Here is a 15,144-nt window from a genome sequence, read left to right as displayed (position 1 = left end):
CCGGACCGCGGCTTGGGACGCGCTCGTCTCCCGGGTTACGAACGGCGGTCGGAACCCACCAGGGTGCCCGCGCGTCCCAAGCTCCTCTCAACCGATGGGTCGTGTCCAGCCGAGCTCGGGTGACCGCACACCCGTGATCCCTGGCCGGTCGCGGTACGGGTAGAGAGGAGTGGCGGCTGCCGCCTCGGGGAACGACTCGGCAGGGCTGATCGCACAGGGCGGGCCGGGCCACTCGGTCTGCGCCCAGTGGATCGCCGCCCGGCGGCTCCACTCGCGGCGCAGGGTCACGCCAGTCTCGGGCAGCCAGACGATCCAGTCGCCGCGGCCGTGCCGACGGTGGCTCCACAGAGCGAGGAGAACGAGGCCGATGATGGCCTCGGCAGCGGCCAGAGGCAGGAGCAGAAGGCGGGCCGCCTCGTCGGCGGCTGTGGCGAGGAGAGCAGCCACTGTCGCGCCGGTCAGCCACGCAGGCCAGTACCAGTACGGGCGAGGCTCAAGGGTCCCGCGATGCGCCAGAAGCGCTCCGACCAGCAGGCCACTGGCTGTGACAGCCAGGAAGAGTGTGCCGGTGACGAGCGTCAGGAAGGCGCATACCGCAGCCCCGCACGCAAGACTGCTGGCGGTCCTGCGATCTTGTGCCTTCGGCATCGTGCTCTTCCCCTCGGTCCTTCGAAAGATCCTTACGTCATTTGGCGCGGCCCGGGCCCAGGGACTCCTGAGCTGCGGAGTTCCAGCCTCAAGTCGTAGGTATTCGGACAGCTGTTCACTCGATCGGGTCACTGTACGCGGCCGCTATTTCGTCGCAGAAACGGTTGGCGTAGCGTCGCGGCACTTGCCTGCTGAGTTTGGCGGGGGAGCGGATGACGAGGTGAGAGGGCGGGGTCGGTGAGCAAGGGGGTCCAGGAAGCCTGGCGTGCACGAGGATCATGCCGGACGGGAGACCCGGAAGAGCTTTTCGTTCAAGGCTCGGCTCAGAGCAGAGCAAAAGCTATTTGCACTGGCTGCCCGGTGCGGACCGAATGCCTCGCATACGCCCTCGATCACAGGGAAGAGCATGGTGTTTGGGGTGGAATGACCGAACGTGAGCGCCGCGCTCTCTTGCGCAGGCGTCCGACCGTCACGTCGTGGCGGGGCCTGCTCACCGCAGCCCGTACGGAGCACGACCGACGCTCCGTCGCCGAGAGCGCTTGGAGCGTTCGGCAGGAGTCCTCGACGAAGAGCGCCGGCTCGTCCGTTGCTTGACCAGCGGAGGAGACCCGCTGGCGATGCTTGCTACTCCGGCCGCCGGCCGCAATTCGGACACGGGGATTCAAGCCCGGGGCTGTAGACGGCGTCGCAGTCCTGGCAAACCGCCAGATGAACGTAGTTGCAGCTGCAGCCGTCGTCGGTGCATGAGGCAGCGCCAGGGCACATGTACGGGTCCCGCCCGGGCGCCGGGCGCGGCAGACGCTCCCTTGGAGGGAGGGTCTCCAGGTAGGCGCGGTAGACCGGGTTCTCCCGCGTCGGGCAGCCCTCCGGACACGGACCGGACAGCCACGGGTCATGCCCTGGGATCGGGTCAGTCACTTCGCAGCGGGGAGCGATCCACGGGTCCCAGACGGCGCGGTAGTACGCACTGCGCTCGCGTCGCACGGCCTTGGCGGCATCGGTGTACGACTCGCCGGTGTCCTCTCCGCGGCGGCGTACAAGGCTCTTACGGGCGTGATCAGCAGGCATGGCAGCTCCGTGGGCATTCAGAAGGTCTGAATGCGCTGGTGCAGAGCACCTTTCCGTAGCGCGTCAGCCGGGCCGACAACGCGGGCCTGCGCACGGCCCGCCCCACGAGACTCTGGGGCGCGCCGAGCGTAGCAGCCTCTGGGAGCCGCGTCAGGCGGCGCCAGCCGCACGGGGGCAATGCAGGGCCGGGGGGCCTTGCTGCCTCTGCAGGATGGCGAACTGCCGGAGGGGTAGGCGTGTTGCGCCGCCCGTCTGATCGCCTTGGGCGACTGACTGCGCGCCGGGCCGTTGAGGAAGAGGAGCGGTAGGTCCGGCAGCTCGTGCCCCAGTCGGACAGTAGGGGGTCACAGGGATCGCATGACGGCAACGACCTTGCCCAGGATCACCCCGTCTTCTCCCAGCTTGATCGGTTGGTAGGCCAGGTTGCACGGCATCAACCAGGCGCCGTCGTCCGCGATACGGAGCTTCTTCACGGTCGCCTCACCGTCGCTCAGGAGAGCGGCCACGATATCGCCGGGCTCGGCGTTGCTCTGACGGCGCACGGTCACCACATCGCCATCACGGATGCCGGCATCGATCATGCTCTGGCCAGCGACCAGGAGCGCAAACAGGTCACCGTGACCAACTACCGCGCGAGGCATTGGGAGCACGTCTTGGACATCCTGCTCGGCCAGGATCGGCGGTCCGGCGGCGATGCGTCCTACGAGAGGGACATGCGCCACGGCGGCCGCTCGCGCTGCCTGGGCGGCCCGCACGGCCACGTCCTGCTCAAAGGGGGTAGGCAGCTGGTGGGCGTCGACCAGGTCCTGGGCGTGGGGGGCGAGGGCATACGCCCGGGGGCGCTGAGGGTCACGGCGCAGGAAGCTCTTGCGCTCGAGTGCCTGGAGCTGGTGAGCGACCGAGCTGGTGCTGGAGAGCTTCACCGCTTGCCCGATCTCACGCATCGAGGGCGGGTATCCGCGCTCTCGGACGGAGTTCAGGATGCAGGTCAGGACGGCGCGCTGGCGCGACGTCAGGCCGTCAGCGTCCTCTCGGATGCCCGGCGGTCGGCCGGGAAGAGCAGTATCGGCGTGCATGGAAACCCCCTCACGATCTTGCGTGGAACCGAACGTAACCGCATGTATCCAGAAAGGGAACATTATTTCGATGCGAGCTCTGGCTACGGCCCCGCCCCGAACCGCGTAGGCGCCTCTTGGCGAACACCCCTCCGAGACGTGCCACGGGTGAGGCAGTCCGGCATCGATCTGCAGCGGGCTCCTCACCGCGGCAGAAAGCCTGCACACCCCGGGAGGAGAGACGGAGCCTGACGGCTCTACACGATTCCGGGTCGGGGCGGCGATGGATCCTCTACGGTCGCGCCATGACTGTTCTGATCGTCGGCGGCAGTGGATTCCTCGGGGCTGAGCTTGTCCGCCAATCGACAACAGCAGGGCACACGACTGCCGCGACCTTCGCGTCCAGGCCCGGCAGCGCCCCGGCTGCAACGTGGTACGAGCTGGATCTTCGGAACCCTGACCGCCTCGAAGCTGTGATGGCGGAGGCGAGGCCCAGCGTCGTGATCAACGCCACCAGCAGTGACGCTGACTGGACAGTCACAGCTGAGGGCCCCATCCGCTTAGCCATGGCTGCGGCCCAGCACGACAGCCGCCTGGTCCACGTTTCCAGCGACGCGGTGTTCTCCGGCCTGGGCCGCGTTCATTATGACGAAGCCTGTGATCCTGACCCGCTGACCCCGTACGGTGCCGCAAAGGCTGCGGCGGAGACAGGAGTACGCCTCCTGTACCCGGCTGCCGTCATCGCCCGCACCTCACTCATCATCGGCGGCACCGAATCCGCACATGTGCGCATCGTCCACGACCTCGCAGCCGGCCGCCGAGATGGAGCGCTGTTCACCGACGACATCCGCTGCCCCGTGCACGTCACCGATCTCGCTACCGCCCTGCTGGAACTCGCCGCCACCGACGCGCACGGCGTACACCACCTTGCGGGCGTCCATGCCGTTAGCCGCCATGAGCTCGGCGTGCTCATCGCCCGCCGCGACCGGCTAGACCCCTCCCGACTGACCCAGGGCCTGCGGGCGGACACAACGCTTCCCGGGGCACTCGATGTCCGCCTCGACAGCCGCAGCACCCAACGCAAGCTCCGCACCACCCTCCGCGGCGCCCACGACTTCCTTGCCACCAGCGTCTGAGCGCCGACCGTGCGTCTCCGTGGCGCGAAACAGCGCTCGGCGGCCGATGCGACTCCGCCCCCAGAACCACCAGCCGCTCGGTCTGCATATGGTGCTCCCTACTTCCCCGAAACGCCGATCCGACCCGACGGAGCCCGTGTGCCTTCCCCTCCCGAGCACGAGCGTGCAGAGATCCTGCTGCCGGCCATGGCCCGCGCTCTGGGCCGCATCCGCTACCTCGCCAAAGACCTCCCCGACATTGCCGACGTGTTCGACGACATGGACCAGGCCATCGCCGACGGCATCTCCATACCCGTCGAGGAGGTTCCGGAGATGACCGGCACGGCCGAGTCCCTCAGTGAGAGCGAGCGCGCCCTGGACGCGCTCTTGTCCCGAGCGCTGCTGAAACTGCCGCAGGACCTGACGGCCGGGCTACCCGAGGACCACTTCGACAGAGCAACGCAGCAACAGTTCCAGACCTCTTGGCAGAAGGCTGCCGAGGCCATCGCCGCTGGTGAGCTGAACCAAGCCACCCAGGTACTCCAGCACACCCCTTACTCGGCGCTCGCGCGTATCGAGGAAGGGCTCGCACACTGGGCGCACTGCCTGCATGCAGCGGAGTTCCGGCGGAACCCCCCTGAGCGCACCTGATGGCCTCGTCGACGGACAGCTATCCGCTAGCCATGACGTGAGGGCAGATCCACCTTCACAGAGAAACCGCCCTTGTGGCGACCACGGTTACCCTGCCTGCCGGCGTCTTGGTCTTCGTCTCGCGGTTCTCAGCTGGGCGGCCGGTTCGGCTCGGCACGTCGACTACGTTCCGTTGTCAGTGCCGGATGCGAGGATGGCGACACCCCGGCCGAAGCACCTGCCGACTGGGGACGCTCAGAGACTTTGGAGTAACCGCATGAACCGCAGTGAGCTGGTGGCAGCGCTCGCAGACCGGGCCGAGGTGACCCGTAAGGACGCTGACGCCGTTCTGGCCGCCTTCGCCGATGTCGTCGGCGACATCGTCTCCAAGGGCGACGAGAAGGTCACCATCCCCGGATTCCTCGCCTTCGAGCGCACTCACCGTGCCGCTCGCACCGCCCGTAACCCGCAGACCGGCGACCCGATCAACATCCCGGCCGGCTACAGCGTGAAGGTCTCGGCCGGTTCCAAGCTGAAGGAAGCCGCCAAGGGCAAGTAGCGGGTCATCGAAGCGGGGCCCCCACCAGATGGTGGGGGCCCCGCTTCCTGCGGACTGGATTCAGGCGGGCTTCCTTTTCGGCCCGCTAGGTGCGACGGCAGGCGGTAGTTGGCACTGCGGTAACGCGCTGACCTGCGCATGTGCCAACTAGCGACTGCGTCGCCCAGGGCGATTTCAGATTCTTGTTGGCACCGGGGTGCAAAGCCGCAAGACTGTGACCTGGTGCTTTGCTCTTCGGCTAAGCCCGGTGCCAACTAGATTCCGGGCTGGTGCCATCTAGCGTCTGTAGTCCCACTAGGCGTTCTTCTTCCGGAGAGCTCCACCTCGGCCGCGCATGGTCGTCTCGGCTTCGCCGAGCAGAGTATGGACGAATCCGTACGACTTCCCCTGCTCGTCCGAGATAGCCCGGACCGAGGCGCCAGCGTCGTACTTCTTCTTGAAGTCGGCGGCGAGCTTACGTCGCGCGTCGCCAGTGATCTGAATCTTCTTCGGCATGATCGGAGGCTCTCTTCGTTCACGGTGTTACGTCGTCGTTGCCCGACGAGCATCGCCCTGGAGCCCAGGGGAAGCGACGGTCTGCGAATTCTGCGTGGAGAAGGGGACACGGGCGCGTGTTCACCTCAGTCTGAGCGGCCGGTGCGCTCCATTTCCGCGAGGTAGTCGGCGAGCGCCTGGGCGGCGGTGGTGCGCATGACCCGAACGTCTGGAGCAGCCTGCTCGGCCAGGTGCAGCGCAGTCTCAAGATCGAACTGGTGGCTGGCAACCCAGGCGCCACGTCCTGCGTGGTAGTCGTCCCATTCGGCGTCGGTAACCGGCTCTCGGTCGCCTCCAGGCCACTGGTACCCCCAGGACCACTTCCCGTCGGATCCGAGGGAGCACAGTTCGTTGCGAATGACTCGATAGCGTCCGGATCCGTTGTACTCGACGGTGATGGTGAAAGCCTCGCGGTCGGGGACGTCCTCGGGAAGCAGGTTCACGGAGAACCGTGTCGGCCGGACGACGGGCCGGCGCTCTTGCGGGGCTGGGGTAGGTGTCTGTTGATCGGGGGTTGTGGACATGCAGTCGATCGTCACGCTTGAGGTGGCCAGACTCCCAACGACCGCGAATCCAAGGTGCGGCTGAGGCACGGCGCCGGGGGCGGGTCCGACCTGGATGGCTTCGTATAACGGGAACATCGGGCTTCACGGCGCCGAGGAAGATACGAGCAACTTGGCACGTCCACCCGAATCCGGCGCAGCCTCACGATATCGACAGCATGAGAGGCCGAGCACCAGCGCGGGGGGTTGCGCAGATGGTCTCGGCCTCTGCTCGCAGACTACGCCTAACCGGCCAATAAGCGACAGCCCTTTTCGGGCGCCAGCCCCTTCCGTGGCCGACCGGGCAGAGCCGTAGACGAGAGTGGCAACAGGCAACAAGGACAACTCCATCCCCGGCCCGTGAAGCGTCGGAACACTGAGCTCATGACTCAGCACGCCTTACGCGGCCACGCCCGTCCCTCCGGGTTCATTCAGTCGGTGATCACCTCGTACGGAGAAGGTCATCACGACGCTCCGAGTGGCAACGCCCTTCGCGTAGACGCCCGCCCGCTCCGCAACCCGCCTGACGACCCTGCCGTCCGTGAGCGCATGCTCCACTCCACCGGCCTGGACCCTGAGGTACGCCACTACGTCATGTCCACGCACGGAGCAGAACAGCTCGTCGACCGCAGCGTGCAACGCGCACTGGCTCTCCTCCGGCTCCCAGCTCCGCCCCGCGGACAGCTGCACCGCGTCGATGTTCATGTCCTGTGTGTCGGCGGCCGGCACCGATCCGTTGCGCTGGCCGAGGAGATCTCCACCCAGCTGCAGGCCGTGGGCATCGGGTGTGAGGTCGAACACCGCCACATCGATCGGCCCGTCCTGAACCGATGGGTTCCTAAGCTGACGGAGCATGAGGCCGCGGTCCTTCACCTGCTGGCACGGGGGTACTCGTACACCGAGATCGCTACCGCGCTCCGGGTGCGCTCCCAGACTGTCGGCCTCCTCGTCGCCAGGCTCCGGGGAGTACTTCGAGCCCGGACCGCCGCGCAGGCCGTCGCCGTCGGCTACGAGACCGAGCTGCTGCCGGCTCGACCTCACGCGGGGGCCTTGCGGCGGTCAACGAGCGACAGAAGCGGATGTGAGTAGGGCTCCAGTGCGGAACACTGGCTGTGTCGGGCGCCGACGACGTGGGTGTCGGATCTCACCGTGGACGGCCCACGGGGTGCCGGTGCGATCGAGCCCTGGCCCGTGCGGAGACGACAGCGTTGGTCACCGCAGTTCGTCCTGCGGCGGGCGGCGGGGGACGAGCAGGTTGAAGGGAGTGGGAGGCAGGTCCAGGCGCGGGCCAGCGTCGTCTCCGGTGTACTGACCTCCGCAGGAGCAGAAGCTCCCCTCGTAGACGAAGCAGTGCTGGAAGTGCCTTCCGTGAGGGTGCCCCGGAATGGTGTTCATGCGGTTCATCCTTTCGAACAGCAATCGGTCAGACAGGCTGGGGGAGCGGCGGACCGGGCACGTACGCCGGCTGCTGCTGGGACGCGTGGTGGCCGTCCGGCTCCAGAAGGAGCTGCCCGTGCTCGCTGGGTGTAAGACGTTGATCAGCCAGCTCCCAGACCTGCACACGCCGCGCATCCCCGATTTCCAGGGTCAGAACTCCCTTGGCGCCCGCGATGAGGGAGGCCCCCAACGCCGCGGTGAAACGCTCCCGGTCCCGGTCGTGAACCCCCGGCTTCGGACCAGCCTCCACCGCGAGCGAGTATGCGCCGAGTTCGAAACCAGCGGCCTTGGCCACCAGGGTGACCAGGCCATACGCAGCGGTCGATGGCGCACCGCCGAGCACCTCATCGACGAGGGCTTGCAGGACGCGGGCAGAACAGCCCCTGGCCCAAGCCTCCGCTTGAGGACCAAAGCGAGACTGTGCCGCACCGAACACCTTCCGACAGCGGATCATCATGGCCCACGCCGACTGCTCCCTGCGCATCTGCCGCAGCATCTCCTCTGGAGACTCCCCAGCGAACGGCCACAGCTCATCCACCGGGTGCAAGCGGCCCGCGTACGCGTCGAAGCCAGCCTTCGAGCGAGGGTCGAGCCCCACGTCGTTACATGCGCGGATGTAGGCAAAGTCGACCAAGGGCGCCAGCAGCGGCTGTTCGCCTTTCGTCAGAGCTTCCTCCGCCCGGGCATGCACGCGGCGCCAGTACAGGGTGAACGACTGACCGCTGCCGCGGGCTTCCGGTACGAAGGCGAGATCACGCTCGTCGACGGCAACCAGCATGCTGGCGCGAGACTCTCCCTGCTCTCGGTCCCTCATGGGTTGGGCCCCCTCCTCACGGGCGGAGTCCCTCCCCGTCCGCGAGACCACTCTGCTCTATCTGGCCGGGGCGCAGGGAACGACGGCGAGAACTAGGCCGAACGCCAGTCGCTGTCGAGGAGGAGCTCGGCCTCGGCCCAGGGGCCGTCGTATGTCGGCGGACCGAAGAGGAGCGGGGAACCGGAGTCCGCGCTGCCCCGCAGCATCTTCGTCCAGTCGTCCCATGTCCCAAGGTCCGCGCCAACGGCGCCGAAACGGCCCTCCACGACCGTGCGTACGGACTTGCTACTGCTCCTGTTGAGCACGGCCAGCGCCGCCCTCGTCTCCAGAGCACTGACAACCCACCCGGTTGACGCGAGCTTGTGAGCGCTGATGCCCAGAGGCGCTGCGGGATGCCATGAGAGGAAGCGGCGGTGCTCGTCGACGTAGGCACGCAGGGCGTCGTCGAGCGCAACGACCGGCAACCCCAGCTCCGCGGCGACGCACTCATGCTCGCGGCCCTTGATGGGTGCCGGCTGCTGGGGGACGCCGTTGACGATGTGCATCATGCGCAGATCGATCATGCTCAACGCCAACGCGTTGACCTCGGACTCAGCCAAGGGGAGATGGTTCACGGGTACTCCTTGTGAAAGCTGGTGCGGCTTGGGTGACAAGGAAGCTGCACGCGCGGTCGGCGTACTCAGGCGCATCCGCCCGACGCTCTTGCCGCCCACCACGAGACACGAGAAGTCGCGAGGATGTTGTGCCGTCGCGAATCACGCCTGCGGCGCCTGACCCGGCTGCCTCTTGAGCTCCGACCCGGTGGACCGGGGGCCGGCCCCGCCGGCACCCTGACCACGCTCGGGTCCAAGGCGCGGGCGTGCCGGACCTAGGGTGATCGCATGCAAGATGACCTGGACACCTGCGAGGGCCAAAGCTCGCTGTTCGACCTGCCAGCTGCTGATGAGATGCCGGACGGCGGATGGTCGTACGAGGCGTACGTCCACTTCCTCGGTGCCCCGGACATCGCAGCGCTCCCCGGCAACCTCGAGCGATCCGGCACGGCCACCTGGGAGTGGCTGACCGGCGCTGCTCGCTGGCCCGGCGCACCGGGCGGCGCCGTACTCGTCTCCATGCAGACCGAGGAAGACATCGCTCAGGCACTGTGGGAAACGGTCGAAGCCTTGGAGGAGACCGGGCTTCGCGTCACCGAAGTGCGCGACGTCTTGCGGGTGACCTCCCCGGCCGCCGAGGCCCAGCCGGAGGACGAAGCCGCCGCCCTGGTGAACAACAAGCTAGGGCGGCGGCCTGGGCGCGAACTCCTTGTCGAGCTGGAAGACGCGCGGAGTGCCTGGCTCGAACGGGCCGGCATCACCCTCGAACGTGGCTTGGAGCAGACTGCGCAGATCCGGGTTTGGTGGGAGCAGCACCCTCTTGGTGACGACGGCTCCTCCCAGCTGCGGACGCTCACCGACCTCTACAGCCGGTGCCTGGAAGGCACCTGACACCCTCCCTCGCCTACAACTACGACCGTTGTCGCAGGGGCTTGGGCGTGCAGCTGTCTGAGTCCCACGGACTCAGACAGCTGACGAGGGCCAGCGGCTCAGCGTGGCCGCATCTCGACACGACATCAGGCATCGAGCTACGACTGCTCTTGGCCCAGATGCAGGTCCACGACGAGACGATGGCCTTCCACTGGACGGAGAAGTGCACTGAGTGCACCCAGCGCCCGGGCCAGTTCCCCGTCGTCCAGGTCGACGGCCTCGTTCGGATCGCTCTGCCCCTCGGCGTAGAGCTCTACGTCCTGGCCGACGAAGCCGGCGTGGCGCATTCCCAGCTTCGTCTCCATAGCCTCGAAAATGGCGATCGTGTAGCGGTCTCTGCCCGGCACGAGGGTGCGTACCCGACGGGCGGCTACCCGGCGCCACGCGCTCTCTTCCGCTTCTGCAGCGCTCTCGCGGATTGCGGTGAGCGTCTGCGGGTCGAGAAGGGGGAGTAGGGCGCGGACTGCCCTGGTGTGCTCCGCGCGCCGTGCCGCTTGCAGGGCGACTTCAGCACAGCACTCCGACCGCCAGCACATGCATCGCTGGCAGTCTGAGCAGTCCTGAGCCCGGGGGCAGCCGCATCGGCAGTCGAAAGCCCGGCAGCCGGGCTTGTGGGTGGTCTGTTCCGGCCGTGTGGGCGCAGGGTGATCGAGTTCGGTCAGGTCACGATGTGCCTCTACGATGCCGGCCGAAAGGGGCAGGCCGTCGCGGGCCAGGATCTCAGCCACATCAGTGCACGCCTGCCGCCATATGGCACGTGCGTACGCCTCTACCTGTTCGCCGGCGAGCAGAGGAAGAAGTTCGACGGGATGGCTCTCGCGCATGGTTCTCCAGTCGGTGCAGTGTGAATCTGCCCGTCCTGAGGTGGCCGGGCAGCCGCCGACCGGTCGGTCCCGTAGAAGAGCTACCGGTTCCTGATCGACGTCTGCGCATCCCACGGCGTCAAGGGGGTGCGGTGCGAGGAACTGCGAATCCTGACGGCGTCAGCCTGGAGCGCTACCGGTTAACCACGCCCGCGCCGACATGGTGGAGAGGTTCAGCGTGCCGGGCAGTGACCGCAGGAGCAGGGGTTTGTGGCAGCGGCGGCGTGAGCCTGACGAACGGCGGAAACCGCAGCGGCGTACGACGACCGGACATATGTGCTCAGGTCCGTGGGCCCGTACGGCGCCTGGTCCGAGCCGTGGCGGCGAGCCAGGTTCGCTGCGTAGAGGGTGTTGACGGCTGCGTGCTCCAGAATCGTGGCGGTCCGCAACGCCGCTGAATCGCTGGTAGTACGCAGGTGTCTCACTGCCTCGAACAGGCTCATGGCGATGTGCCCGCCGTGCTCCCGGTCAGGGTTGAACGCGTGATCAGTGAACGGCTCGACAGTCTCGGCGATCCATCCGGCCAGGGCATCGCGAAGCTCGGCGAGGGCACGGGCTGGTGACAACTCGTGCGGTTGGGAGCCGAGGTCAGCTTCATCAGCGGGGAACAAGTGGGCCCTGTAATCGAACATGCGGTTGTGGAGGTCCTTCAGATGTGGCTGCCCGGCGGAACGTGCCAGCCAGAGTCGGAGGCGACAGGCGAGTGCCTAGTGCGATCGTGACAGTCAATCCGGCCAGTGGCTCAAAGGGGAGATGTTGCGAAATCCCGGAGGGTCGCCCTCTCTCCAGCCCTCCGGTTCAGAGCCTGTTTGACCAGGCCCCGAGCAAGAACCCCAAGCCGATCACGACGAATAGCACACCCTGGGCGACGAAGAGCCACCAGAAGCCGTTGCCCTCAGCAGGGAGCATCCAGCGTGACGGATCCTTCGGGTCGTAGCGGAGCTCGACGCGAGCACCGACGGGGAGGGTCTTCTTCTTGGGGCGAGCTATGTCCGCCCTGGTCTCCATCGCTTCGCCATCGCCCGTGCTCCATGCGATGACTGGGTAGTACACGGCGGTCCCGGAGCTGCGGCTGGTACTCATGGAGTCCGCGCCTGGTGCGATACGAGCCTGCTCATGGCGGGTCACCACACCCCGCGCTGCCGAGCCTTCCCGAAGCAGGCGCCGAGTGCGTCGAATCTTGAGGGACGCAACGACGCCGACAACAGCCCCCGCGGTCGTGAAAAGCAGTGCGGCGAGGAATAGGCCCTGGGAAGGAGACATAGGCTTCATGATCGCGCACCGAGCGGACAGGACAGCGGGCGATGGTGTCCGCTTTCGCCGGCACAGTCTTGGCGACAGTCGTCCCGCTGTGAACAGGAGCAAGCCGTGCCAGTGCCCCACTTCATCAAGCGCTCCCTCCCTGTCGCTCTGGGAAGCGCGCTCGCGGTTGCCGCGATCTCCGCCACGCCCGCGTCCGCAAGCTCCGGCTGGTGGTACTCCAGCGGTAACGGCGCCTCGGGCTACTACAACCACGTCAACGGCAGGGTGACGGCCTGCGACATCAAGACCGACGGCTACAAGGCGGCCGTCCAGATCCTGAGGATGGACGGCTCGGTGATCACCACCGTCACCGATTCCTACAACAACGGCAGCTGCTCCTGGCGGACCCCCACCCTGTTCGAGGGCCGCCACAAGATCCGTGTCTGCGTTCAGAAGAGCGGCGCGCGCCCTGTGAACTGCAGTCCCGCGCACGAGTTCAGCGTCTGAGCGTCGGCCTGCTGGGCCTCGGGCCCGCCGAGGTGGAGAGCTGACCCACACAGCGGCCGGGGCACGGCCCTGGCCGTGCCCCGGCCGCTGCTTCAAGCCCGTGCCCTCGTGACGACTATGTGGAGCTCGTCGTCTTCATGGGCTGGCGGCGTGAGCTCAGTGAGTGCGTCCAGCGATTTCACCAGCTCCGGGTCGTTCCTGGAGTCGTAGGACGCGAGGGGGACGTCCTCTCCGTCGGAACTGCTGCCCAGGAAGGTCACCTTCTGATCGGACCACTGGGGGCCGTTCTTGCTGTCCTCCGCCTGGAAGACCACCGTGCACACGGCCGGGACCTTCTCCGCCGCCCACTGGGCGAGGTAGTCCTGGTGAGCACGCTCGGCGGCGATACCCGCAGCGTGCCAGTCCTCCAGGAGCGTGTGCCGCGCGGCGGCGGAGGGCAGGGTGGCTTCGGCTGCCGTCCCTCCGGAAGTGGGAATTGGTCCGGGATTCACGTTGGTCATCGGGGCTCCTGTGCGCTGGGGAAGGCTGGGCAAGCCTGAGTAGAACGGGCGATGCCGCACATACCATCACCGTGCGAGATCCCTCTGCCCAGCGCCTGTCCTTTGCCGCCGATGAGAGCGTTGCTCCGGCATCTACTCGGCTCCCAGGCCTCCGTCGGTCCCGCCGGCCGGCGTGTACGACACCACCCACAGAGCAGCTGCTCAGGACGGTAGAAGCCAGTGTCCGGTCTCGTTGGCACTCTCGGGTCACGACCTTCAACCAGTCGCGTCACCGTGCGAATCGAGTTGGTGCCCCATGCCTGTTCTTGCAGCTCAACAGCCTGTGACCGCAGCGGCGGCCACCACACAACCCAATCGGTCCGCCAGGGCGTTCGGTCGAGTCTTGCGTGCCTTGGCACAGCTGGGCGCCGACCTTGAGCACCAGGTCGCCGACGTCGCACACTCTGCCGGGCTGCGCCCCGGCCATGCCTCCCGCCTGCTGCTGACTGCTGTCGAAGAAGGCTTTGCCGAACCCGGCGAGCGCTACGGCACCTACCGGTTGACCTGCGACGCCGCAGTCCTACTCGGCCCTGCCCCAGTACGGACCAGCACTCCAGAGATCACCGAGACGCTACGCGCCCTGCACAGGGACACGAACCTGGCGACGGCGTGGCACGTCCCAGGCTGGCGTCCTGGGGCCGGCCTGCACCTCGACCTGGTCGACGTGGTCAGCCCCCGGCTGGCGCTGCGCCTCGACGCGGCCCAGCAGGATGGAGACCTTTCCCGGACAGCCGCCGGCCGGATCGCCCTGGCCTTCCTGCCGCCGCAGATGACCAGCACCGCCGACGGCCGGCCCCTGCGCTTGTGCGAGGACCTCGCGCGAACTGTGACGAGCAGCAGAATCGCTGCCAGTCGCACGAGCTCCACCCACAGCCTGGCAACCGCGGTCCTTCGCGGCGACGCTCTGGTCGCTACCCTCACCGTCACCGGCACCCCTGACCAATTCACCGACGACCTCATCGTCCAGGAACACGCGGTTCTCCTACGCCGCGCCGCCGCGCGCAGCAGTCAGTCACGTGCCGCCTGACCAACCGGGACACGTCCGATTCCCCGTACCGGAGACAACGCCGCGAGACGTGAATCTCCAGGGCGGGAATTGCAGCCGCACGCCCGCCTTCCGCTTTCTACTGTGGCGCCACCCTCATCCAGAGGGCCCGCCAACAGGAGGTGTCGCATGCGCTCCATCCGTAAGACCTCGGTCCGTCGTCCCTGCCGGTTCTCCCGACCGGTCTGACCCATCGGCACACGCCGTGATGAAGGCGGCCGGACCTCTCCAGGTCCGGCCGCCTTCGCGTGTCCCTCCCGTGCCGTTTCGTCCACCTCGCTCCCGAGCGGGCCCCAGTGCCCACCGTGAGCCCAAACGCACCGTCCAGCCTGCGTAGGCCGACTCCCACAGTGTCGAAGGAGGAACCGTGACGTCGAAGTTTCTGAATCTGCCCTGGCCCGACTCGAACCGTCGCCGAGGTCTGCAGCCCGACCACACCGACCGGGAAGGCCAGCCCCCCACTCCAGATGAAGGGAACACCAGCCGGGGGGCCAGCCGGCCTGTCGAAGCCTCCGACAGGACAGCTCGGACCGGTACAGGACTCCCTGCTCAGCCGTAGGTACTTCGCGATGAGAGGGCCTTGTGAAACTGACGCAGAAGCTCAGCCGTACGACCAAGCTGGCCGCCGGGGCCACCGCTGCCCTGCTAAGCAAGTACATCGACTGATCACCAGGCGCAGCTCACGACGAGATACGCCCGCAGCCATGTGGCTGCGGGCGTATTCCTGTTCAGACCGGCGGACCACTCGCCCTCCTCACGGTGGTACCCCGCTCGAGGTTGCTCCGATCACGACGGGTCGACGAAGACCATGACGTCTGCGTGGACGTCCGCCATGCTCAGGTAGTCATCTCGCTGATGAACAGGGCAGACCAGCACCGAGACGATGTCGGTTCCCTGGCAGCGCACGACCCGCTGCGCTCCGCGCAGCGCACTGCTCTTACGCGTGTAGGAGCCTCCGACGAACGCGGTCCGGGTCGTGTGGTTGACGACTATCTGTGTGTGCGGCTGGTCTTGCATCTCGCT

Annotated in this window: 20 protein-coding genes; 8 read left to right on the top strand and 12 right to left on the bottom strand. The window is 67.2% G+C overall.

Features of this window, described 5'->3' with window-relative positions:
- Positions 1 to 87: 87 nt before the first annotated feature.
- A complete protein-coding gene (locus ACWD3O_RS09405; RefSeq protein WP_451415416.1) occupies positions 88 to 648 on the bottom strand; it encodes a hypothetical protein in 561 nt (186 codons plus the stop codon).
- A 237-nt stretch (positions 649 to 885) separates the two neighbouring features.
- Between ACWD3O_RS09405 and ACWD3O_RS09400 the strand changes: the two genes are divergently transcribed.
- Positions 886 to 1,242 carry a WhiB family transcriptional regulator gene (locus ACWD3O_RS09400; protein WP_451415415.1) on the top strand — a complete coding sequence of 119 codons (357 nt, stop codon included), beginning with the start codon at positions 886 to 888 and terminating at the stop codon, positions 1,240 to 1,242.
- An 818-nt stretch (positions 1,243 to 2,060) separates the two neighbouring features.
- On the opposite strand, the gene lexA is transcribed toward ACWD3O_RS09400, so the two are convergent.
- Entirely contained in the window at positions 2,061 to 2,792 is a 732-nt protein-coding gene (lexA, locus tag ACWD3O_RS09395) for a transcriptional repressor LexA (RefSeq protein ID WP_451415414.1), read from the bottom strand.
- Between the two features lie 284 nt (positions 2,793 to 3,076).
- On the opposite strand from lexA, the gene ACWD3O_RS09390 reads away from it, so the two are divergent.
- The 3 genes from ACWD3O_RS09390 (at position 3,077) to ACWD3O_RS09380 (ending at position 5,075) form a co-directional block, all read left to right on the top strand.
- Entirely contained in the window at positions 3,077 to 3,907 is an 831-nt protein-coding gene (locus tag ACWD3O_RS09390; protein WP_451415413.1) for an SDR family oxidoreductase, read from the top strand.
- A gap of 138 nt (positions 3,908 to 4,045) precedes the next feature.
- On the top strand, positions 4,046 to 4,537 hold the full coding sequence (locus ACWD3O_RS09385; protein WP_332758401.1) for a hypothetical protein: 492 nt from the start codon (positions 4,046 to 4,048) through the stop codon (positions 4,535 to 4,537).
- Between the two features lie 256 nt (positions 4,538 to 4,793).
- Positions 4,794 to 5,075, top strand: a complete 282-nt coding sequence (locus tag ACWD3O_RS09380; protein WP_332758400.1) for an HU family DNA-binding protein — start codon at positions 4,794 to 4,796, stop codon at positions 5,073 to 5,075.
- A gap of 294 nt (positions 5,076 to 5,369) precedes the next feature.
- Here ACWD3O_RS09380 and ACWD3O_RS09375 read toward each other — a convergent pair whose 3' ends face one another.
- On the bottom strand, positions 5,370 to 5,570 hold the full coding sequence (locus tag ACWD3O_RS09375; protein ID WP_351867241.1) for a helix-turn-helix domain-containing protein: 201 nt from the start codon (positions 5,568 to 5,570) through the stop codon (positions 5,370 to 5,372).
- A 125-nt stretch (positions 5,571 to 5,695) separates the two neighbouring features.
- Positions 5,696 to 6,052, bottom strand: a complete 357-nt coding sequence (locus ACWD3O_RS09370) for a hypothetical protein (protein ID WP_451415412.1) — start codon at positions 6,050 to 6,052, stop codon at positions 5,696 to 5,698.
- 483 nt (positions 6,053 to 6,535) lie between these two features.
- On the opposite strand from ACWD3O_RS09370, the gene ACWD3O_RS09365 reads away from it, so the two are divergent.
- The gene (locus ACWD3O_RS09365) at positions 6,536 to 7,240 is read left to right on the top strand and encodes a RapZ C-terminal domain-containing protein (protein WP_351867237.1); all 705 of its coding nucleotides are present in this window, start codon (positions 6,536 to 6,538) and stop codon (positions 7,238 to 7,240) included.
- A 123-nt stretch (positions 7,241 to 7,363) separates the two neighbouring features.
- Here ACWD3O_RS09365 and ACWD3O_RS09360 read toward each other — a convergent pair whose 3' ends face one another.
- The 3 genes from ACWD3O_RS09360 to ACWD3O_RS09350 form a co-directional block, all read right to left on the bottom strand.
- Positions 7,364 to 7,546 (bottom strand): hypothetical protein, encoded by a 183-nt coding sequence (locus tag ACWD3O_RS09360; RefSeq protein ID WP_351867234.1) that lies wholly within the window; start codon positions 7,544 to 7,546, stop codon positions 7,364 to 7,366.
- A 28-nt stretch (positions 7,547 to 7,574) separates the two neighbouring features.
- Entirely contained in the window at positions 7,575 to 8,366 is a 792-nt protein-coding gene (locus ACWD3O_RS09355; RefSeq protein WP_451415411.1) for a hypothetical protein, read from the bottom strand.
- Positions 8,367 to 8,494: 128 nt separating this feature from the next.
- Positions 8,495 to 9,016 (bottom strand): hypothetical protein, encoded by a 522-nt coding sequence (locus ACWD3O_RS09350; RefSeq protein ID WP_376620767.1) that lies wholly within the window; start codon positions 9,014 to 9,016, stop codon positions 8,495 to 8,497.
- Between the two features lie 267 nt (positions 9,017 to 9,283).
- Here ACWD3O_RS09350 and ACWD3O_RS09345 point away from each other — a divergent pair, with 267 nt between their 5' ends.
- Positions 9,284 to 9,886 carry a hypothetical protein gene (locus ACWD3O_RS09345; protein WP_451415410.1) on the top strand — a complete coding sequence of 201 codons (603 nt, stop codon included), beginning with the start codon at positions 9,284 to 9,286 and terminating at the stop codon, positions 9,884 to 9,886.
- A 137-nt stretch (positions 9,887 to 10,023) separates the two neighbouring features.
- Here ACWD3O_RS09345 and ACWD3O_RS09340 read toward each other — a convergent pair whose 3' ends face one another.
- The 3 genes from ACWD3O_RS09340 to ACWD3O_RS09330 all read right to left on the bottom strand — a co-directional run bounded on the left by ACWD3O_RS09340 (position 10,024) and on the right by ACWD3O_RS09330 (position 12,051).
- The gene (locus ACWD3O_RS09340; protein WP_451415409.1) at positions 10,024 to 10,749 is read right to left on the bottom strand and encodes a hypothetical protein; all 726 of its coding nucleotides are present in this window, start codon (positions 10,747 to 10,749) and stop codon (positions 10,024 to 10,026) included.
- 212 nt (positions 10,750 to 10,961) lie between these two features.
- A complete protein-coding gene (locus tag ACWD3O_RS09335; protein ID WP_451415408.1) occupies positions 10,962 to 11,420 on the bottom strand; it encodes a hypothetical protein in 459 nt (152 codons plus the stop codon).
- A gap of 166 nt (positions 11,421 to 11,586) precedes the next feature.
- Entirely contained in the window at positions 11,587 to 12,051 is a 465-nt protein-coding gene (locus ACWD3O_RS09330) for a DUF3592 domain-containing protein (RefSeq protein WP_351867218.1), read from the bottom strand.
- 105 nt (positions 12,052 to 12,156) lie between these two features.
- On the opposite strand from ACWD3O_RS09330, the gene ACWD3O_RS09325 reads away from it, so the two are divergent.
- Entirely contained in the window at positions 12,157 to 12,537 is a 381-nt protein-coding gene (locus ACWD3O_RS09325; RefSeq protein WP_351867215.1) for a hypothetical protein, read from the top strand.
- Positions 12,538 to 12,629: 92 nt separating this feature from the next.
- Here the strand turns inward: ACWD3O_RS09325 and ACWD3O_RS09320 are convergent, their stop codons facing one another.
- Positions 12,630 to 13,037 (bottom strand): hypothetical protein, encoded by a 408-nt coding sequence (locus tag ACWD3O_RS09320; protein WP_351867212.1) that lies wholly within the window; start codon positions 13,035 to 13,037, stop codon positions 12,630 to 12,632.
- A gap of 391 nt (positions 13,038 to 13,428) precedes the next feature.
- On the opposite strand from ACWD3O_RS09320, the gene ACWD3O_RS09315 reads away from it, so the two are divergent.
- Positions 13,429 to 14,103 (top strand): IclR family transcriptional regulator, encoded by a 675-nt coding sequence (locus ACWD3O_RS09315; RefSeq protein ID WP_351867210.1) that lies wholly within the window; start codon positions 13,429 to 13,431, stop codon positions 14,101 to 14,103.
- 804 nt (positions 14,104 to 14,907) lie between these two features.
- Here the strand turns inward: ACWD3O_RS09315 and ACWD3O_RS09310 are convergent.
- Positions 14,908 to 15,138, bottom strand: a complete 231-nt coding sequence (locus ACWD3O_RS09310; RefSeq protein WP_451415407.1) for a hypothetical protein — start codon at positions 15,136 to 15,138, stop codon at positions 14,908 to 14,910.
- Between the last annotated feature and the right edge of the window lie 6 nt (positions 15,139 to 15,144).

It is taken from the genome of Streptomyces sp. NPDC002640, from assembly GCF_053592575.1.
Note: the sequence above shows the minus strand (reverse complement) of the source record. Positions and strands in the feature narration are given on the sequence as shown.